At 62.0% G+C, this 20,097-nt stretch carries 18 protein-coding genes and 2 pseudogenes; 5 read left to right on the top strand and 15 right to left on the bottom strand.

Translation table 11 applies throughout. The features are described from left to right. Window positions 1-75: 75 nt before the first annotated feature. The 6 genes from atpA to ACMV18_RS02045 form a co-directional block, all read right to left on the bottom strand. Window positions 76-1,629 carry a F0F1 ATP synthase subunit alpha gene (gene atpA / locus ACMV18_RS02070; protein ID WP_374257166.1) on the bottom strand — a complete coding sequence of 518 codons (1,554 nt, stop codon included), beginning with the start codon at window positions 1,627-1,629 and terminating at the stop codon, window positions 76-78. Between the two features lie 118 nt (window positions 1,630-1,747). After that, the gene (locus tag ACMV18_RS02065) at window positions 1,748-2,281 is read right to left on the bottom strand and encodes a F0F1 ATP synthase subunit delta (protein WP_374257164.1); all 534 of its coding nucleotides are present in this window, start codon (window positions 2,279-2,281) and stop codon (window positions 1,748-1,750) included. 2 nt (window positions 2,282-2,283) lie between these two features. Further along, window positions 2,284-2,754 (bottom strand): F0F1 ATP synthase subunit B, encoded by a 471-nt coding sequence (locus ACMV18_RS02060; protein ID WP_374257163.1) that lies wholly within the window; start codon window positions 2,752-2,754, stop codon window positions 2,284-2,286. Between the two features lie 50 nt (window positions 2,755-2,804). Further along, the gene (gene atpE / locus ACMV18_RS02055; protein ID WP_339582213.1) at window positions 2,805-3,062 is read right to left on the bottom strand and encodes a F0F1 ATP synthase subunit C; all 258 of its coding nucleotides are present in this window, start codon (window positions 3,060-3,062) and stop codon (window positions 2,805-2,807) included. 71 nt (window positions 3,063-3,133) lie between these two features. Beyond that, window positions 3,134-4,045: a F0F1 ATP synthase subunit A gene (gene atpB, locus ACMV18_RS02050; RefSeq protein ID WP_374257161.1), complete on the bottom strand. Its 912-nt coding sequence runs from the start codon at window positions 4,043-4,045 to the stop codon at window positions 3,134-3,136. Between the two features lie 17 nt (window positions 4,046-4,062). After that, a complete protein-coding gene (locus ACMV18_RS02045) occupies window positions 4,063-4,539 on the bottom strand; it encodes an ATP synthase subunit I (protein ID WP_420816493.1) in 477 nt (158 codons plus the stop codon). Window positions 4,540-4,790: 251 nt separating this feature from the next. Here ACMV18_RS02045 and ACMV18_RS02040 point away from each other — a divergent pair, with 251 nt between their 5' ends. Both ACMV18_RS02040 and hemE read left to right on the top strand, forming a co-directional pair. Continuing rightward, window positions 4,791-5,498, top strand: a complete 708-nt coding sequence (locus ACMV18_RS02040) for an START domain-containing protein (protein ID WP_420816492.1) — start codon at window positions 4,791-4,793, stop codon at window positions 5,496-5,498. A gap of 21 nt (window positions 5,499-5,519) precedes the next feature. After that, window positions 5,520-6,635, top strand: a complete 1,116-nt coding sequence (gene hemE, locus ACMV18_RS02035; protein ID WP_420816491.1) for a uroporphyrinogen decarboxylase — start codon at window positions 5,520-5,522, stop codon at window positions 6,633-6,635. 35 nt (window positions 6,636-6,670) lie between these two features. Here hemE and ACMV18_RS02030 read toward each other — a convergent pair whose 3' ends face one another. After that, the gene (locus ACMV18_RS02030; protein ID WP_420816490.1) at window positions 6,671-7,525 is read right to left on the bottom strand and encodes a DMT family transporter; all 855 of its coding nucleotides are present in this window, start codon (window positions 7,523-7,525) and stop codon (window positions 6,671-6,673) included. A gap of 7 nt (window positions 7,526-7,532) precedes the next feature. Further along, window positions 7,533-8,540, bottom strand: a complete 1,008-nt coding sequence (locus tag ACMV18_RS02025) for a septal ring lytic transglycosylase RlpA family protein (RefSeq protein ID WP_420816489.1) — start codon at window positions 8,538-8,540, stop codon at window positions 7,533-7,535. A gap of 105 nt (window positions 8,541-8,645) precedes the next feature. Between ACMV18_RS02025 and ACMV18_RS02020 the strand changes: the two genes are divergently transcribed. Continuing rightward, the gene (locus ACMV18_RS02020; protein ID WP_420816488.1) at window positions 8,646-9,905 is read left to right on the top strand and encodes an alpha/beta fold hydrolase; all 1,260 of its coding nucleotides are present in this window, start codon (window positions 8,646-8,648) and stop codon (window positions 9,903-9,905) included. Window positions 9,906-9,962: 57 nt separating this feature from the next. On the opposite strand, the gene ACMV18_RS02015 is transcribed toward ACMV18_RS02020, so the two are convergent. Further along, window positions 9,963-10,622 (bottom strand): PEP-CTERM sorting domain-containing protein, encoded by a 660-nt coding sequence (locus ACMV18_RS02015; protein WP_420816487.1) that lies wholly within the window; start codon window positions 10,620-10,622, stop codon window positions 9,963-9,965. Between the two features lie 258 nt (window positions 10,623-10,880). On the opposite strand from ACMV18_RS02015, the pseudogene ACMV18_RS02010 reads away from it, so the two are divergent. Together ACMV18_RS02010 and ACMV18_RS02005 are read left to right on the top strand one after the other, a co-directional pair. Further along, window positions 10,881-12,995 (top strand): annotated as a pseudogene (locus ACMV18_RS02010) (UvrD-helicase domain-containing protein). A gap of 229 nt (window positions 12,996-13,224) precedes the next feature. Next, window positions 13,225-13,647 carry an OsmC family protein gene (locus ACMV18_RS02005; RefSeq protein ID WP_374257150.1) on the top strand — a complete coding sequence of 141 codons (423 nt, stop codon included), beginning with the start codon at window positions 13,225-13,227 and terminating at the stop codon, window positions 13,645-13,647. Between the two features lie 12 nt (window positions 13,648-13,659). On the opposite strand, the gene coq7 is transcribed toward ACMV18_RS02005, so the two are convergent. The 6 genes and pseudogenes from coq7 to mreB all read right to left on the bottom strand — a co-directional run. Beyond that, window positions 13,660-14,316: a 2-polyprenyl-3-methyl-6-methoxy-1,4-benzoquinone monooxygenase gene (gene coq7, locus ACMV18_RS02000; RefSeq protein ID WP_374257148.1), complete on the bottom strand. Its 657-nt coding sequence runs from the start codon at window positions 14,314-14,316 to the stop codon at window positions 13,660-13,662. A gap of 23 nt (window positions 14,317-14,339) precedes the next feature. Then, the gene (rodA, locus tag ACMV18_RS01995; protein WP_420816486.1) at window positions 14,340-15,494 is read right to left on the bottom strand and encodes a rod shape-determining protein RodA; all 1,155 of its coding nucleotides are present in this window, start codon (window positions 15,492-15,494) and stop codon (window positions 14,340-14,342) included. Next, window positions 15,491-17,647 (bottom strand): penicillin-binding protein 2, encoded by a 2,157-nt coding sequence (mrdA, locus tag ACMV18_RS01990; RefSeq protein WP_420816485.1) that lies wholly within the window; start codon window positions 17,645-17,647, stop codon window positions 15,491-15,493. The genes rodA and mrdA overlap by 4 nt, the downstream gene beginning before the upstream one ends. Window positions 17,648-17,674: 27 nt before the next feature. Further along, window positions 17,675-18,190: a rod shape-determining protein MreD gene (gene mreD / locus ACMV18_RS01985; protein WP_420816484.1), complete on the bottom strand. Its 516-nt coding sequence runs from the start codon at window positions 18,188-18,190 to the stop codon at window positions 17,675-17,677. Beyond that, on the bottom strand, window positions 18,187-19,158 hold the full coding sequence (mreC, locus tag ACMV18_RS01980) for a rod shape-determining protein MreC (protein ID WP_420816483.1): 972 nt from the start codon (window positions 19,156-19,158) through the stop codon (window positions 18,187-18,189). The genes mreD and mreC overlap by 4 nt, the downstream gene beginning before the upstream one ends. 77 nt (window positions 19,159-19,235) lie before the next feature. Then, window positions 19,236-20,097: pseudogene (mreB, locus tag ACMV18_RS01975) on the bottom strand (rod shape-determining protein MreB); the annotation flags it as partial.

Below are 20,097 nucleotides of genomic sequence, written 5' to 3'. Positions count from 1 at the left end.
TGGTGATCTTCTTGGTGTTCTCGACGCTCTTGATCTTGTTGCGAATTTCCTTGCCTACGGCCATGGTGCGCTCCTTTAGGCGAAGGTCTTCTTGAACGCGACGATGGCCGATTGCAGTTCGGCTTCGGCGTCCTTGTCCAGGGCCTTCTTCTCTTCGATCTTGGCGAGCAGAGCAGCGTGACTGGTCTTCAGGAACTGGTGCAGACCAGCTTCAAAGGCCAGAATCTTCTTGACATCCACGTCGTCCATGAAGCCCTTGTTCACGGCGAACAAAGTGGCACCCATCAGAGAGACCGACAGAGGTGCGTACTGAGCCTGCTTCAGCAGTTCGGTCACGCGAGCACCGCGGTCCAGCTGCTTACGGGTCGCAGCGTCCAGATCGGAAGCGAACTGCGCGAAGGCAGCCAGTTCACGATACTGTGCCAAGTCGGTACGGATGCCACCGGACAGGCTCTTGACGACCTTGGTCTGAGCGGCACCACCCACGCGAGACACCGAGATACCGGCGTTGATCGCAGGACGGATACCAGCGTTGAACAGGTTGGTTTCCAGGAAGATCTGACCGTCGGTGATCGAAATCACGTTGGTCGGAACGAAAGCGGACACGTCACCGGCTTGCGTTTCAATGATAGGCAGGGCGGTCAGCGAACCGGTCTTGCCCTTCACTTCGCCATTGGTGAAAGCTTCGACGTAGTCGGCGTTCACGCGAGCGGCACGCTCCAGCAGGCGGGAGTGAATGTAGAACACGTCGCCAGGGAAAGCTTCGCGTCCGGGAGGACGACGCAGCAGCAGCGACACTTGACGATAGGCCACAGCTTGCTTGGACAGATCGTCATACACGATCAGGGCGTCTTGGCCGCGATCGCGGAAGTATTCACCCATGGCGCAGCCGGAGTAGGCCGACACGAACTGCATGGCAGCCGAGTCAGAGGCCGAGGCAGCCACCACGATGGTGTATTCCATGGCGCCAGCTTGTTCCAGCGCGCGCACGACGTTCTTGATCGACGATGCCTTCTGACCGATGGCAACGTAGATACAGGTCACGCCTTGACCCTTTTGGTTGATGATGGCGTCGATGGCGACAGCAGTCTTACCAGTCTGACGGTCACCAATGATCAGCTCGCGCTGACCACGACCAACCGGCACCATCGAGTCGATCGACTTGATACCGGTTTGCAGGGGTTGGTCAACGGATTGACGCGCGATCACGCCAGGGGCGATCTTCTCGATGGGAGAAGACAGCTTGGCGTTGATGGGGCCCTTACCGTCGATAGGCTGACCCAAAGCGTTCACCACGCGACCGACCAGTTCGGGGCCCACGGGCACTTCCAGAATGCGGCCGGTCGTCTTGACCACGTCGCCTTCGGAGATGTGCTCGTAGCCACCCAGAATCACGGCGCCGACGGAGTCGCGCTCGAGGTTCAGGGCCAGGCCGTAGGTGGGGACGCCAGAGGCGTCAGCGGGGAACTCCAACATTTCGCCTTGCATGGCATCGGACAAACCGTGCACGCGGACGATACCGTCGGTCACGGAGATGACGGTACCCTGGTTGCGAATGTCGGCAGCCGCGCCGAGACCATCGATGCGGCTCTTGATCAGTTCGGAAATTTCTGCGGGATTCAGTTGCATTGCTTTGCTCCCAGGCTGGTCAAGGGCTGCTCGAAGGCAAACCTCGTTGACGACAACCGGTGGCGCAAGGACCACCGGTGGGGTTGAGCGACTATTCGTTGTGAGGCCGGGCTCCGGATCAGGCCAGGAGTGCCGACTTCATGCGTTCCAGGCGGGCCTTGATCGAAGTGTCGAGCACTTCGTCGCCGACCACCACGCGCACGCCACCGATGAGGTCGGCTTCGACCTCAACCTTGGCTTCCAGCTTGCGACCAAAGCGCTTCTCCAGCGGCACCAAAATGTCAGCAACTTGCGCGTCGCTGATTTGGTAGGCGCTGTAAATGCGCGCTTCGGACACACCCTGGCGGGCTTGCACGAGGGCCTGGAACTGTTCGGCCATCAGCGGCAAAGCCGCCAGACGACCGTTTTCCAGAACGGTACGCAGGAAGTTGGCCACGGCCGGAGCCAAAGCCACCTTGGCAGCCTCAGTGATCACGCCGAAGACTTGCTCCTGCGTGGCACGAGGGTTGTCGGCGAAGCTCTGCAGTTGGGCGTCGCGAGCGACTTGACCCAGTGCAGTGACTTGAGCCACCCAGGCAGATTGCTCTGCCTCGGGAGCAGCCTTGAACAGTGCTTCGGCGTAAGGACGGGCAATGGTGGCAAGCTCGGCCATGATCACAGCTCCGACTTCAGGCGGTTCAGCAGGTCCGCGTGGACCTCAGCCGACACCTCGCGACGCAGAATCTGCTCGGCACCCTTGACGGCCAGACCAGCGACCTGCTCGCGCAGGGCTTCACGGGCTTGCACCGCCAGTTGATCGGCTTCAGCCTTGGCATCAGCAACAATCTTGGCTGCTTCGTCAGAAGCACGCTTCTTGGCCTCGTCAACGATGGCTGCTGCGCGCTTTTCAGCGTCAGAGATACGTTGAGCGATTTCGTCGCGGGATTGGGCGAGCTGCTCCTGGACGCTCTTGTTTGCGTTCGCCAGTTCAAGCTTAGCCTTGTCGGCAGCAGCCAGACCTGCAGCGATCTTGCTTGCGCGCTCGTCGAGAGCCTTCGTGATCGGGGGCCACACGAATTTCATCGTGAACCACCACAGGATCCCGAAAACCACGATCTGCGCGAACAGCGTTGCGTTCAGATTCACGGCTCGGACCTTTCTCGGTTAATTGGGATGTTCAGTCGAGAAGGGACCGATTACTTGGCCAGAGCGGCGATGAAGGGGTTCGCGAAAGCGAACAGCATGGCGATACCAACACCGATCAGGAAAGCAGCGTCGATCAGACCAGCCAGCAGGAACATCTTGGTTTGCAGTTCGTTCATCAGTTCAGGCTGACGAGCGGTGGCTTCGAAATACTTGCCACCCATCAGGGCGATACCGATACAAGCACCGATGGCGCCCAGTGCGATGATCAGACCACAAGCGATAGCGACGTTAGCCAACACCAGTTCCATGATTGCTCCTAAAAGAAAGGTAGGTTAAGTAAAGAAAAAGAAAGAAACGTATTTCAGGTGACCGAAGGGGATCAGTGACCTTGATGTGCCTGACCGATGTACACCAGGGTCAACATCATGAAGATGAAGGCCTGGAGCGCAATGATCAGGATGTGGAAGATGGCCCAGGCCGAACCTGCCAGCACACCCAGGATCCAGAGGCCAGCACCACCGAAGGTGAGCGCTGCGCCAATGGCACCACCCAGCAAAGCGATCAGCATGAACACCAATTCGCCAGCATACATGTTGCCCCACAGTCGCATACCGTGAGAAATCGTCTTGGCGCCAAATTCAACCAGGTTCAGGAAGAAGTTAGGCAGGGCCAGGGCGATGGTGCCGCCCACGCTGTGAGCGTGGAAGGGGGCAGTGAACAATTCTTTGATGAAGCCGCCGATGCCCTTGATCTTCATGTTGTAGTACAAGCAGATCAGCAGGACAGAGATCGACATGCCCAAAGTGATGGACAAGTCAGCGGTCGGAACGCTACGCATGAAAGCGTGGTGCGGATCATGACCAGCCACCTTGTAATACTCTTCCCAGATACGGGGCAAGAGATCGACAGGCAGCAAGTCCATCGCGTTCATGAAGAAGATCCACACGAACACGGTCAGCGCCACAGGCGCCACAGCCTTGCGAGAGGTTTCATTGGGAACGATGCCCTTCGCCTGGGTGTCCACCAACTCGACCAACATTTCCACGGCAGCCTGGAAGCGACCCGGAACGCCAGAGGTGGCCTTGCGGGCAGCCTTCCACAGCAGGAACACACCCAGCAGACCCAGAGCCACAGACCAGAACACGGAGTCCAGGTTGATGTAGTTCCAGTCAACGATGGCCTGCTTCTCAGTGAAGTTCTGCAGGTGGCGCAGGTGGTGCCCGATGTATTCCGGAGCGGTGGGGCCGTGGTGGGCCGCGTGTTCGGCCGTAGCAGCGACAGCGTCAGACATCAGCAACTCTCGTTAAATCAAGATTTCTTTTCGTGGCGCTGTCCGATCAACAGCACCACCCCAACAACTTTCAACACCAACACCAAGGTCACCATCAAGGCCACCCAATCCAGCGGCTTGATCAGCTTGGGCGCCAGCGCCAACAAGGCACAGATCAACCCCAGCTTGAGCACCTCCCACACCAGGAGACGCCCAACCCCTCGCCTCGCATTGCGTCCAAACACCCCGCGCGCCATGAACAAACTGGGCACCACCACCACAGCCACCGCGTAAAGCGACGACAGCAGAGCAGACACACTGCGCGACAAGCCACCCCACAACAACGCCACTGACAATCCGAACAGGGCCTGCGCAGCAACAACCTGCCACACAGACATTGAAGGATTGCGAGCGATCAGGGCCTGAGCCTCTTCTCGCGTCAGCGCTTCCACGGGTGAATCGATGTCTTTGGACCAGTCGGACAGTTCGAAGTCAGAATCCTGGTTGGCAGGCATGGCTTGTCACTCTCTGGCGCAAAAACACCGACCTAGATGTCGGCAAAACCTAAAGATTATACGCACTTACCCGGAATCATCCAAGTGTTTTGCGCAGACGAGGTTGAGCGGGCCTCTTCGCCGGCCACCCATCCAGGGGTTTCATCGGCTGTCGTCATCGATTCCCCTACTTTCAAACGTCCCGTCACGTGCGAATCTGCTCGGCTTTCAGGGCGCAAAAGACGCCATGTCCAAGATCTGGGGGAGGCACCATGTTCCGCACGGTCAGTGCTTGTTTGGGGGCGATGTGTCTGTGGGTGCTCACCACACAGTCCGCCTTGGCATCCGGTGAGTGGCAAGCGATTCAATCCAGCAACGAACGCCGGGAGTCGGTTCAAGCCTGGGTCCGCGACGTGGAGGGCAGCCCCATCAAAGAGTTCCGGGGGCAGACAGAGGTCCCTTACTCTGTGTTGAGCACCCTGGCCTTGATCACCGATCCGCGACAGATGTGCTCGTGGATCTTTCAATGCGCCGCAGCATCACAACCCGCAGATCGAACGGCCGACCATGTGTATCTGAGGTTCAAAGGCGCGTGGCCCTCATCAGACCGTGATCTGCTGACCCGCGCACGCATCCGGCAAGAGAGCGACGGCACCATTGTGGTGGACAGCCGAGAGGTGGGCGACTACCCGACGCAGGCAGGCGCCATCCGCATCCCCTACCTTCGCAACCAGTTTCGCCTCACGCCACTGAAAGGCGGGTGGACGCGCATTGAGTTTCGCACGCGCGTCGACCTGGGTGGGCAAGTGCCTGCGTGGCTCGCCAATTTCGTATCCACCCAAGCCCCTGTTGCGACCCTGGAGGCCATCCACCGTCAGCTGTCCAGACAGCCGATGTCGGATCGAAGCATGGCGGGGCTTCCTGCATATTTAGGCAGCGAAGTGACGATACCCCCGTGGCACATCAATATGTATCAGTAACCCCCCACCTACAATTGCGGGATGACTGCTGCAACCTCTCTCCCCATTTCGCTGCCCCCGCTGGCCAATGATCGTTTCTTGCGCGCCTGCCTGCGCATGCCAACGGACTACACCCCCGTCTGGCTGATGCGTCAAGCGGGTCGCTATCTGCCTGAGTACCGTGCCACGCGCGATGTGGCCGGCAGCTTCATGGGCCTGGCCACCAACCCGGAGTTGGCCTGCGAGGTCACCCTGCAGCCTTTGCGTCGGTACGATCTGGACGCAGCCATCCTGTTTTCCGACATCTTGACGGTTCCGGATGCCATGGGCCTGGGGCTGAGTTTCGCCGCCGGAGAAGGCCCCAAGTTCGCGAAGGTGGTCCGCGATGAAGCGGCCGTCGCCGAGTTGGCCGTCCCCGACATGGAGAAGCTGCGCTACGTCTTTGATGCGGTGGGCACCATCCGAAAGGCCCTGGCCGACGAGAACGGTGTGGGCAAGGTGCCACTGATCGGTTTCTCTGGCAGCCCCTGGACGCTGGCTTGTTACATGGTGGAAGGCGGCGGATCGGATGACTACCGCCTGGTCAAGACACTGATGTACCAGCGCCCGGACCTGATGCATCGCATTTTGGCGGTCAACGCCGATGCGGTGGCGTTGTATCTGAACACCCAGATCGAAGCCGGCGCTCAAGCAGCCATGATTTTTGATTCGTGGGGCGGCGTGCTGGCCGACGGCGCGTTCCAACAGTTCAGCCTGGCCTACACCAAGCGCGTGCTGGCGCAACTGAAGAAAGAACACAACGGCTACCGCATCCCCCACATTGTGTTCACCAAGGGCGGCGGCATCTGGATTGACGAAATCGCAGACAGTGGCTGCGATGTGGTGGGCCTCGACTGGACCATGAACCTGGGCAAGGCGCGCGCGCAAGTGGGCGACCGTGTGGCCTTGCAAGGCAACCTGGACCCCAATGTGCTGTTTGCACAGCCCGAACAGGTTCAGGCAGAGGTCATCCGCACGCTGGACAGCTTTGGCAAACCCAGCCCGACATCCGGCCACATTTTCAATCTGGGGCATGGCATCAGCCAGTTCACCCCGCCAGAAAACGTGCAAGTGCTGGTGGCCACCGTCCACAGCCACAGCCGTCAGCAGCGCGCTTGATCGCGCAGCGAGACCTGAGTTGCCTTCAGGGCATCTCAGGTTTCATCACGCGTGGCCAACAAGGCGGCCACCAAGATGAAGGCGCCCCCCAGCAGCACCATGGGTCGCAAGGTTTCGCCACCGATCAAGACCGCAGATGACGTGGCGAAGACCACTTCGGTCAACATCACGACGGACGTGATGTGAACGGGGACATTGGCCGCGCCATATTGCATGGCCAGGTTTGAGAAGAAGAAAACCGCCCCCATCGCCAGTGCGGCGGGCAACCACCCTGTCTCCAGCGCGGGCCAGGGCGAGACCAAACCTTGCGGCACCAGGATCAGGCCCAGCACACCCGGCAGTGCAATGCCACCCAGGAACATGCTGAGGGCTCTGGCCGACGAGGGGGTGCCGGCATGCCGACGCAGCAGGACATTCGTGAGCGCAAAGCCCGCGCCCCCTGCCAATCCCAGCCAGTCAGCCAAGCCATTGAAGTGCGGCCACCCGCCCGATTCAGGCTTGAGCACCAGCAAGGCCCCGATCAAGGCCAATGCGATGCGCACCAGCGCCGAGGGGGTTACCCGCTCACCCAGGAGCCACCACGCCAGGCCCACCGCCCACAGCGGCATGAGATAGAACAAGAGCACCACACGGACCACTTCCCCCGTGGAAATGCCCCAGTTGAACGCCGCATTGGTGCCGCCTGCCGCCAGCGCCAGCCACCACAGTGTCGGTGTGTGTCGCAGTGTTCGCCACGCACGAGGCTGCCACACACTGATCAGGAGTGTGCCCAACAGAAAGAAAACAAGGGTGGCCCAGACCGCATGCAGCCCCATGCTCTGCAATTGCCTCAGAGGCCACCACGACAGCCCCCAGACGAGGGCATTCAACAACAAACCAAGATACGGCATCAGAGAATCAACGGCGCTCAATCACCATGGGAACGATCTGCAGCATGTGTCGCGCCTGTTCTGCTGCAGCATGTGCCTCAGATCGTGTCGCGTAAGGACCGACCTGGAGCTTGTAATACGGTGCCTCGTGAAAGACCGCCAGCATGGGCAACAAACTGCTGAGATCGGTCGATACACGCTTGTGCATGCGATCGACGCCGTCCTGGCGTGCCAAGGCGGCCAATTGCACCCAGAAGCCACGCGCGCCCGCAGTATGCGCCCGGCCAGCGGCCTCTGCAGCTTTGCTCACATCGGATGGAGGCGGCAACGTTTTTGCCTCGGGCGTCATCGGCTCCCGAACGGGGGTGGGCTCTGCCGGGGCAACGGGCGGGGCAACCGCCACCACCGGATCAACCGTGCGCGCGTCAGGTACCCAGGAACCCGCCCGAATGTCGTCGAAAGTCAGGCGCTCCAACTCGACCTGGGCGTTGCCGTGACGCTCAATGCCCAGTTTGACCGCCGCTGCGTAGCTGAGATCAATCACCCGACTGGAATGAAACGGCCCGCGATCGTTGATGCGGACGATGACCGACTTGCCCGTCTTCAAACTTTTGACCCGGGCATAACTGGGAATCGGCAAGGTTCGATGCGCGGCCGTCAGCCCGTACACGCTGTAGAGCTCGCCGCTGGCCGTGCGGCGCCCGTGAAACTTGGTGCCGTACCAAGATGCGGTTCCCGTTTCTTTCCAGGGGATGTCATCCACCACCGGCTCATACGATTGCCCCAATACGGTATAGGGCTTGTTGGGGCCGCCTGGTTTGATGGGCTCAATCCGGGGCACGGGGTCCGGCAGGCTGGCAAGGTTGGGTGGCGCATCGAGGGGGGGCCCATCTTTGCCTGGAACGGGCGGCGGCGTGCCAGACCCCGGTCGGCGATCCGCACCAGGGCCCGAGGCACAACCGGCAACGAGCAACAACACCGCCAGTACGCCGCCCACGCGACGCACGATGCGCTGAGCAAAAGCAACGTGGTTCATGCCCCGCACCATAACCGATCCTGACATCGTTCCCTCATGCGGACAGACGCGCGCCGCGTTCCTGACGGCACAATGACGTCCATCCGGCCTCCTTTTTGTCACCATATGTCTGACCACCTCGAGTTCCCTTTTGACCATCCATTTGAACGCGGCATGCGCAATCGGCGCGCTGCACTCGGTGACGCCTGGGTCGACAAGTCTGTCGCCAAGGCGAACGCTTTCAATGCGGGCTTCCAGCACTTCATCACGGACTATGCCTGGCACGGCGTGTGGGGGCGCCCCGGTCTGGATTGGAAGACCCGTCGCATCATCGTGATGGCGGTCACCTGCGCCCTCGGGCGCTGGGACGAGTTTGAAATCCACATGCGTGGCTCGCTGACACCTGGCAATGCCCACACGCTGTCGCCCGAAGAAGTCCGGGAGGCCCTGATTCAGATCGCGATCTATGCGGGGGTGCCGGCGGCCAACACGGGCTTCGCCAAGGCCTTGGGCATCATGCGCGAACTCGGCATCGAGCCCCCGCCCCATCCTGCCGATTTGTCCTGGCACCCGGGCGTAGGGCGGTCGGTTTTCACCGGCACACGCCCCAAACTGCACGCGACGGTGCGAGACGCCCGCAATGGCCAACCGCAACACACGATCGTGTTCAGCCATGCACTGGGGCAAGATGGCTCGATGTGGGACTTGGTGGCGAATGAAGCGGCTGCAACCTGTCGTGTCATGTGTCCGGACACCCGCGGACATGGTCGCTCGGCCATGCCACACGATGGCGTCACCTTGGCCGAACTGGCCGCCGATGCTGCACGGTTGATTGATGAGGTGGCGGGTGGCGAGCCGGTCATCTGGGTGGGGCTCTCCATGGGCGGTTTGATCGGGCAAGAGCTGGCTTTGCGACACCCCGACAAGATCAAAGCGCTGGTGCTGGCGAACACCACATCGGGCTACGACCAGGCGGGGCGCGAGGCACTCGGCCAGCGGATCGCTGCGGTCGAAGCACACGGGATTCAGGCCGTGAGCACGGGCGCCATGCAGCGCTTTTTCAGCCCCGCGTTCCGCGAGGCGAAGGGCGCCACGGTGGCGCGCCACCAGCGCCTGCTCGAAGCCACGGATCCGGACGGCTACGTTGCTTGCGCGGCCGCGTTGTGTGATGCGAACTACGCCGCTCAACTCAGCCAGATCAAGGTCCCGACCTTGCTGATTGCGGGCAGCGAAGACGAAAGCACGCCCCCGCAGCAGATGCAAGCCATGGCACGCAGCCTGACGCGCGCGCAGATGGTGACCCTGCAGGGCTGCGCACATTTGAGCGCGGTGGAGCAGCCGGGCGCATTCGCGGATGTGCTGGGCGAGTTTGTGGCCAGCCTCTGATCACCATCCCACGGAAACAAAAAACCCGCCGAGGCGGGTTTTTTCATGGCGGCTCGATCAATGCCGACGCCGCTTCAGACCGACCATGGCGAAGACGCCCAAACTCATCAACATGGCGGTTACCGGTTCGGGCACGGCAGCAACGGCCTTCCCGACCACAAAGTGCACGTGGCTGTTGGCCGCACTGCCGTAGACGCCCCCCACATTCGCCAAGTCGAGCATGATGGGAGCTTTGGCGGCGACGATGCTGTCCGCCGTGATGCCCGCGCCCGTCAATTGCACCACCGCCGATTGCCCCTCGGCAAACGCGTTACTTTGGAAATCCAGATTCCACTTGTAGTTGTAGCCCGCATCCTGGCTGAACCCTGCCGCGACATACCCTGACGGGCTCGTCAACGCCACCCCAGACTGACCGGCGGCCGTGCCGGCTGCCGTGTTCAGCCACAGGGCCTCAATGAAGGTCCCGGCGCTGGTCAGTGCGGGGAACGGGTTGACGTTTTGCGTGAGCGTCAGCACCACGCCACCAGCGGTGTCGCTGATCTGCAGGGACGCCACCGAGTAATTCAGCGTTTTGGTATCGACCAGGTTGTCTGTGGTCGACGTGTCAAAGAACGTTTTGAACTCGTAGGTGTACGCCGCTGCGTGCGCTGTGTGGGTCACGGCGCCCACCACCAAGAGGCTTGCGGCAGTCAACAGTTTTTTGAACGGGTGGATCATCATCGTCTCCGGGTGCATTCACCCACGGCTGACGGGCGATGTGAGCCAGTCAGCCTTCCATGATGATGGATGTTAGAAGAGCCCCTGAGGCGCGTGTCACGGGTTCACCCTCGGTCAGCCGCCCTGACCACCTGACTCGGGGATCACATCCCGACACGCGTTCGAGGGGCGGCTTGCACTATGCTTGGCACCCTTGCCCGCTGCCAGCGCGACGCAGCCTCGTCTCCGTGCTGGCAGTGGTCCTGTGCAGATTTCCCGATGTCATCGTCCCCCTCGTACGTACCGCCTTCTATGAATCCGGCCCAAATGGCTGCTGTGCACCACCTCGATAGCCCCTGCTTGGTGCTGGCGGGCGCGGGGTCCGGCAAGACCCGCGTGATCACCCACAAGATCGCCCGATTGCTCCAGCCCGGGGTGGGTGCAGGCCTGGCGCCGTCACAGATTGGCGCCATCACCTTCACCAACAAGGCCGCCGCCGAGATGCGCGAGCGCGTCAAGAGCCTGATCGGCCCCAAGGCTGCAGGCAAGCTGCTGGTGTGTACCTTTCACTCGCTGGGCGTGAAGTTGCTGCGCGAAGATGGCGCGGCGCTGGGCCTCAAACCGGCGTTTTCGATTCTGGACAGCGATGACGTCACGTCCATTTTGCGGGACGCAGGCAGCACCACCGACGCCAAGCTGGCGCGCCATTGGCAATGGACCATCAGCCTGTGGAAGAACATGGGGCTCAACAGCGAGCAGGCCCTCGCCCAGGCCCAGGACGATGACGAGCAGATCGCCGCGCGGGTGATGAAGCTGTAGGAGGAGCGCTTGCTGGCGTACCAGGCGGTGGATTTCGACGACCTGATCGGTCTGCCCATGAAGCTGCTGCAAGAGCACGAAGCGGTGCGCAGCAAGTGGCAACGCAAATTGCGCCATGTGCTCGTCGATGAATACCAGGACACCAACGCCACACAGTACGAGTTGCTGAAGTTGCTGGTGGGCCCGGAGGGCATCTTCACCGCCGTGGGCGACGATGACCAGTCCATTTACGGCTGGCGGGGTGCCACGCTGGACAACCTCAAGCGCCTACCGCAAGACTTCCCCAATCTGAAGGTGATCCCGCTGGAGCAGAACTATCGCTCCACCTCGGCCATCCTGCGGGCGGCCAACCATGTGATCGCCACCAACCCCAAGCTGTTCCAGAAGACCCTGTGGTCGGATCTGGGCGAAGGCGAGCCGGTCAAGTTGATGGAGTGCGACAACGAAGAGCACGAAGCCGAGCGCGCCGTGGCCCACTTTGTCACCCTGCGCAACCGCTTGCTGGAACTGCACCCCGGCGATCCAAGCAAAACGGACTGGAACAACTTTGCCATCCTGTACCGCGCCAACCATCAGGCGCGGCCGTTTGAACAGGCCCTGCGCAAGGCAAACATCCCCTACAAGGTGTCGGGGGGGCAAAGCTTTTTCGACAAGGCCGAAATCAAGGACCTGTGTGCCTGGCTGCGCCTGCTGCTGAACAACGACGACGACCCGGCCTTTCTGCGCGCAGTGACCACGCCCAAGCGGGGCATCGGGCACCAGACCCTGGGCGCGCTCGGCGAATTCGCTGGCAAATGGAAGGTCAGCCTGTTCGAAGCGCTGTTTGCGGACTCGCTGCACGCCAGCCTGAACAAGCGCGCCCTGGAGGGCTTGCACGAGTTTGGCCGATTCATCAACGACCTGGAATACCGGGCGCGCCAAACCTATGGTGCCGAAGCCGCCAAGGTGTGGCTGATGGACTGGCTCAAGGACATTGGCTACGAACAGCACCTGTACGACAACGAAGAAAACGAAAAGGTGGCGGCCGCACGCTGGACGAACGTGCTGGACTTTGTGGACTGGGTGGCCAAGCGTTGCGGCGGCGCGATCGAGAACGACGGCGGCATGACCGTCGAGACCGAAAAGAAGAGCGTGCTGGAAGTGGCGCAGTTGATTTCGCTGATCACCAGCCTGGCCGAGCGCGAGAGCGATCAGAAGCAAGTCACCCTGTCGACCCTGCACGCATCGAAGGGACTGGAATGGCCCCATGTGGTGCTGGCCGGCGTCAACGAGGGGTCCCTGCCCTTCTCGCGCGAGGAAGGCGACATCACCCCGCAACAGGTCGAAGAAGAGCGTCGCCTGATGTATGTAGGCATCACCCGCGCCCGCCTGACACTGGCCGTGAGCGTGCTCAAGCGGCGCAAGAAAGGACGCGAGTACGTGCAGGCCATGCCCAGCCGCTTCATTGCCGAGATGAAACTGGGCGAAGGTGGCGGACCGAAAGAAGATCCGCGGGAAAAGCTCAAGCGACTGCGGGAAGAAATGGCCGCGAAGGCCAAGGCGTCGGCCGAGGCCGCACGCGCCCACCGGGATTAGCGAGCACTCACTTCCACCGCCAGCTCGTACCGTTCAGACAAAAAAAACCCGAGACATGCATCTCGGGTTGGAATTGCCGTTTGAACGGTAAAGTGGAGGAGACAAAAAAACAAAGCAGTGATGGGACTCTGCGATTTGCAAAAAGTTCCTTACTGCTGCTACAAAGTGTATCAAGTGTGCAGGATTGACGCAATAGCGTCCCTGACGCACGCGTCAACAGGACTCAAGCATGGAATGCACGATCAACTGGCAACCCGCCTCGGGCATGGCCTTCATGGCCGAAACCGGTAGCGGTCACATCATCAACATGGACGGCGCCCCCGAAGGCGGTGGCCGCAATCTGGCCCCCCGCCCGATGGAAACCGTGCTGGCCGGCACCGGTGGCTGCACGGCCTATGACGTGGTGCTGATCCTCAAGCGTGGTCGCCACGATGTGCGAGGCTGCCAGGTGAAGCTGACGGCCGATCGCGCCGACGTCGATCCCAAGGTGTTCACCAAGATCAACATGCACTTTGTGGTGACCGGCGTGAACCTGACGGAAACCGCCGTGGCGCGCGCCATCCAGATGTCGCACGAGAAGTACTGCTCGGCGTCCATCATGATCGGCAAGACCGCCGAGATCACGACCAGCTTCGAGATCGTCGCGGCCTGAGCCTTCAGGCCGTCAGATGCGGTGGGCGACGGTGGTCATGACCTTGGCCGCCAACCGCATCAACCCTTTGACGGGCGCGGGCAACGGGGCACCGCCGGCTTGTAAAGCTGCGTCAGCATGGGCGACTTCGTCGTCGCGCATTTGCGCCACGATGGCGCGCGAACGGTGATCGCCCGCGGGCAGGCGGTCCATGTGGCTGTTGAGGTGGGCCTCGACTTGCCGTTCGGTCTCGACCACAAAGCCCAGGCTGACCGCATCGCCGGCCTTGGCGGCCAACAGGCCAATGCCAAACGCCCCGGCATACCAGAGCGGATTGAGCAGGCTGGTGCGCCCCCCCAACTCGTTCAAGCGGGTTTCGGTCCACGCCAGGTGATCGTTCTCTTCTCGTGCAGCGTCCTCGAACTGGGCTTTCAACGCCGGATCATTGGTGCCCCAGGCCTGTGAGGCGTACAAGGCCTGTGCGCACACCTCGCCCACGTGATTGACCCGCATCAGCGCCGCCGACAGCCGCTTGTCGTCCGCAGTCAGTTCGCCGTCTGGCTCGACCGCGACCGGCGCAGGGCGTTCGGCCGTGTGGCTGGTCAAGGCCGTGCGCAACGCGGTGTCGACCGACATGATCAGGCGGTCCATGGCATCGTGACGAAGAGGGGAAGAACGAAGCGTGCTCATGCTGCAATGGTACTCAGATGGGCTCAACGCTGCATCAGGCCACGACTGCGCGCGATCGACATCAGGATGCCCAGCGCCAGCCCCAGGGTCACCATGGCGGTGCCGCCATAGCTGATGAAGGGCAAGGGCACCCCCACCACGGGCAGGATGCCGCTCACCATGCCCATGTTGACGAAGGCATAGGTGAAAAAGCTCAGCGAAATGCTGCCGGCCATCAACCTGGCAAACAAGGTCGGCGCCTGCGAGGCGATCACCAGCCCCCGGAAGATCAGCGCCAGAAAGCCGACCATGAGCGCCACGCAACCGATCAGCCCCTGCTCTTCCGAATAGGCCGCAAAGGCAAAGTCGGTCGTGCGCTCGGGAATGAACTCCAGGTGCGTCTGCGTGCCCTTCATGAAGCCCTTGCCACTGACGCCGCCCGAGCCAATGGCAATCATGCCCTGAATGATGTGGAAGCCTTTGCCCAGCGGATCACTCGTCGGGTCGAGCAAGGTGCAGACCCGGTTCTTCTGGTAGTCGTGCAAACCCACCCACTTCACGTCAGGCTGGCACAGGTCGGTTTGATAGGTGACGATGAGGCTGACACCAATGGTCCCGGCAGCCAGCACAGGCAAGATCAGGCGCCAACTTAGCCCGGCAAAGAAGATCACATACAAGCCTCCGGACAGGATCAGCAAGGCTGTCCCCAAGTCCGGCTGCTTGAGCACCAACGCCACCGGCATGAGCAACAGTCCCCCTGCTGCGGCGAAATCCAGCGGGCGCAACTGCCCTTCCCGACGCTGAAACCACCAAGCCAGCATCAGGGGCGCACCGATTTTCAAGATTTCGGAGGGCTGGATGACCACGCCAAGGTTCAACCACCGTGTCGCGCCCTTCTTCGTGATGCCAAACACCGCCGTGGCAATCAACAAGAACACCCCAAATGTGTAGATGGGTACAGCCAGCGACATCAAACGTTGCGGCGGCACCTGCGCAACCAGGAACAACAGGAAGCCCGCCAGCAGGATGTTGCGCAACTGGTCCATGAATCGTGTGCCATGGTCAAACCCAACCGAGTACATGTTCACCAGCCCCAGGGCGCACATGCACAACACGATGAAAAGCAGCGGCAGATCAAACCCTTGAAAAATGGGTTTGAGACGCTGCAGCCAGGAAGGCTTGTCAAAGGCGACTTTCATGGCGATTCCTTCGAGGCTGCGGGTACCACGGCGGACGCAGCCGAAGCGGGTCCGATGGGGCTCACAGGCAGCGGGGCTCCTGGCACGGGATTGGATGGCGCCGAGCTCGGTGCCGATGCCGCCGACGCGGCGCGCGGCACCGGGATGCCATTGGCCGACAACGCATCAGCGGTCAGACCCGTCACGGTGCCGCCGAAGGCATCACGGCCCATTGGCAATGGCACCTCAGACACCTTTCGGGGCTGGCCGATCGGGGCCACGCCACGACCTTGCTGGACCGCCAAGATGTCCTCTTCGCTCGGATAGACCCCCAGCAGCAAGTAGTCCAGCACACGACGCGCGATGGGCGCTGCCGCCGCCGCACCGAAGCCTGCGTTTTCCACGATCACGGCCATGGCCACGCGCGGGGCATCCACCGGGGCGAAGGCTTCATACAGCGAATGGTCACGACGGTACTCGTCCATGCGGGACGCCACATATTTTTCACCCTGACGCAACCCCACCGCCTGCGCGGTCCCGGTCTTGCCGCCGCTGGCATAGCCCGCGCCCATGAACACACGGGTGGACGTGCCTTGCTGGGTCACCCCGTACATGGCATCCTTGATGAGTGCGGTGTGCTCGGGCTTGTACTGCAATGGGTCCAATGCGGCACGCTCGGCTTGTCGGCGCTCGCGGGTCACCACGTCTTCAATGTGGCTCACAAGGCGCGGCTCATAGCGCTGGCCATTGGTCACCACCGTCGACAAGGCCGAGGCAATCTGCAGCATCGTGAAGCTGTTGTAGCCCTGACCGATGCCCAGCGAGATGGTTTCCCCGGCATACCACTTGCGCTGCTCGGGCCGGCGGTAGGCCTTGCGCTTCCAATCGGTGGACGGCAGGATCCCCGAGACTTCGCCCTTGAGGTCAATGCCAGTCTGACGCCCGAAGCCCAGGGGAGACATCTGGTCATGGATCAGGTCCACGCCCATCTCGTTGGCCAGCGAGTAGAAGTACACGTTGCTGGATTCGACGATGGCGCGACGCATGTCCATGGCGCCCCCGCGCTCGTTCTCCGGGCTGCGGAAAGCATGGCCACCAAAGTTGAACACCCCGGTGTCCATGATGATGGTGCGCGGATCGCGCTTGGCCGTGTTCAGCGCCGCCAGGGCCATGAAGGGCTTGTAAGTCGAGCCGGGCGGGTAGGTCCCCCGCAAGGCCCGGTTCAGCAAGGGCTTGTCGGCGGACTCGTTGAGATCCTTCCAGTTGTCGACGTCAATGCCGTCCACAAACAGGTTGGGATCGAAGGTCGGTTTGGACACAAAGGCCAGCACCTCGCCATTCCGCGGATCGATCGCCACGAGGGCGCCGCGACGACCGCCGTAAAGGCGCTCAATCAGTGCCTGGAGCTTGATGTCAATCGACAGATGGATGGTGTTGCCTGGCGTGGCCGGGTTGGAGCGCAAGCGGCGCACCGCACGGCCGCCGGCGCTGGTCTCCACCTCTTCAAAACCGGTGATGCCGTGAAGCTCGCGCTCGTAGCTCTGCTCGATGCCCAACTTGCCGATGTACTCGGTGCCTCGATAGTTGGCGCGGTCTTCATCCGGCCAGTCTTCCATGGCCTCGGCTTCACGCTGGTTGATGCGCCCGATGTAGCCCAGCACATGGCTGGCCAATTCGCCATAAGGATAGTGACGGAACAGGCGGGCCTGAATGTCCACCCCCGGAAAACGGAAGCGTTGCGCGGTGAAACGGGCCACCTCGGCATCGGTCAATCGGGTGCGAATGGGGATGGACTCGAAGCTGCGAGACTCTTCACGCAAACGCTTGAAGCGCCGACGATCGCGGGGCTGGATGTCCACAATGTGTGACAAGGCGTCAATCGTGGCTTCCAGGTCCTCCACCTTGGATGGGGTGATTTCCAGCGTGTAGGCCGAATAGTTATTGGCCAACACCACGCCATTGCGATCGACGATGAGCCCGCGGTTGGGCACGATCGGCACCACCGCAATGCGGTTGTTCTCGGCCTGCGCCGCCAGATCATCGTGCCGCACCACTTGTAACACCACCAGACGGTAGAGCAGCAAACCGAAGCAGAACAACACGAAGCCCGCTGCCGCCCACAAACGGAGACGGAAGCGGCTGAGTTCGGCCTCGACGTTCTTGAGTTCGGTCATGCGCGGCGCGGTGTTCAGAGCCTGCCCTTAGAGCGGGCGGTTCTTGTCGCGGTCCGGTGGCCGGCGCTGAGGCGCCAACAGCACGAACGCGGCAACAGGCCACAAGAGCCCCTCGAACAAGGGCGCCAGGGTCAAGGCCCAGCCGGGGAAGCTGGCCCCAGCCATCAAGCGCACCACCAAAGACACCGCATGGGCGGCCACGAACAAAGGCAAGATCTGCGCGGCCTGACCGCTGACCGAGAACCACAGCAGGCGACGGTGCACGGTGATGGCGAAGAAGCTTAACAAGGTGTAGGCCAGCGCATGCTGCCCGAGCAGTGCGCCCTGATGCACATCCATGATCACGCCGAACAAGAACGCAGCCCCCACACCGACGCGACGCGGCTGGTGTACGTTCCAGAAGACCAGCGCCACAGCCAGAAAGTCAGGCATGCCGGCCCAGCGGCCCCAGGGCATCATGTTGAGCAAGGTCGCCAACAGCAAAGAAAACCAGACGAAGACCGGGTTCACCGGCAGCAGCAGTTCGCTGCCACGACGCATCATGGCCGCTCTCCTGATCGCGACACGCTCACGGAGCTGGCCGCCCGCAAACCACCTTTGCTCTGCCCGGTGACCGGCAGTGAGGCCGACGAGGCGGCACCAAGCGGACGCTCGGGCATCTGGGTCGAGGCCGGCGCCAGCAGCAGCACATGGTGGGTGCTGTCCGGGCTGGACAAGGGCTTCAGGCTGATGCGCGCAAATGCCGAGTCGGCGCGCCGCTCGACATGCAAAACCTTGGCCACCGGCAGGCCACTTGGGTAGATGCCGTCAAGGCCTGAGGTCTGCAGCTCGTCACCGGCTTGCACGTCGGCATTGCCCGCCATGAAACGCAACTCCATGCCACGAGATTGCGGCTGACCATAGGCCACCCCACGCTGCTGCGTGCGCACATTGATGACCGGCACGGCAGCATCCTTGTCCGTGACCAGCGTGACTTCCGAGGTCAGCGGGAACACCTGCGTGACTTGACCCAGCACGCCGGTTTCGTCGATCACCGGTGAGCCCAGCGCCACGCCATGGCTGCTGCCACGGTCGATGACCACTTTGCGCGTGAAAGGGTCGGGGGCGTCAAAGAGGATTTCCGCCGCCTCGGTCTGCACCTCGATGCGCGGACGCAGGCCCAGCAAGGCGCGCAGCCGTGCGTTTTCTCGCTCGAGCTGGCTCATGCGCACCACGCGCTCGGCCTGCTGCGTGAGCTGCAACTGGGCGCGGGCTTGCACGGCACGTGCCTCGTCCATGCCAGAGAAATAATGAACCACGTTATCCCGTGCCCGAACGGGCGTCAGCAGCGCAAACTGGATGGGCTGCAAACCCGTGGCGATGGCGCCCCGCAGCGGTTGCGTCATCTTCCAGCGGCTGTCTGCCACCATCAGGAGCACTGCCAGGGCCGCATAAAACATCAGACGCGTGAACGCCGACGGCCCTTGCTTGAAGAAGGGCGGCGGTGATCGTTCGAGTGTGGCCAGCGGCATGGGGGCGGCTTTCAGGCTCCACAAACAACAACGAGGGCCTCAGCATGCACCGGGGCCCTCGTCTCGGAAGGGGTGACTTACTCGGTAGTGAAGATGCTGCCCAGGCGCTCCATGCGCTCCAGGGCCATGCCGCAGCCACGGACCACGCAGGTCAGCGGGTCTTCGGCCACGTGCACGGGCAGACCGGTTTCTTCGGCCAGCAGGCGATCCAGATCACGCAGCAACGCGCCACCACCGGTCAGCATCATGCCGCGCTCGGCGATGTCGGCGCCCAGCTCGGGAGGGGTTTGCTCCAGCGCGTTCTTCACGGCAGAAACGATCTGGTTGAGCGGCTCGGTCAGGGCTTCCAGCACCTCGTTGGACGAGATGGTGAAGCTGCGTGGCACGCCTTCGGACAGGTTGCGGCCCTTGACTTCCATTTCCTTGACTTCGGAGCCAGGGAAAGCCGAGCCGATTTCCTTCTTGATGGCTTCCGCAGTGGGCTCACCGATCAGCATGCCGTAGTTGCGGCGGATGTAGCTGATGATGGCTTCGTCGAACTTGTCGCCACCGACGCGGACCGAGCCCTTGTAGACCATGCCGCCCAGCGAGATGACGCACACTTAGGTGGTGCCGCCACCGATGTCCACCACCATGGAGCCCGAGGCGTCGGACACTGGCAGGCCTGCGCCGATGGCCGCGGCCATGGGTTCTTCGATCAGGTACACCTCGGAGGCGCCGGCGCCCAGGGCCGACTCACGGATGGCGCGGCGCTCGACCTGGGTCGAACCGCAGGGCACGCAGATGATGATGCGGGGCGACGGCTTGAGGACCGAGCGGGGGTGCACCATCTTGATGAACTGCTTGAGCATTTGCTCGGTGACGGTGAAGTCGGCGATCACACCGTCTTTCATCGGGCGGAGATTGAAGAACAGCTTGCGCTGGGCTTTGGTGGTAGCC

Source organism: Aquabacterium sp. (genome assembly GCF_048860245.1).
Lineage (GTDB): Bacteria > Pseudomonadota > Gammaproteobacteria > Burkholderiales > Burkholderiaceae_C > Aquabacterium.
The sequence above is the reverse complement of the archived record's forward strand: the minus strand, read 5'-3'. Positions and strand labels throughout refer to the sequence as shown.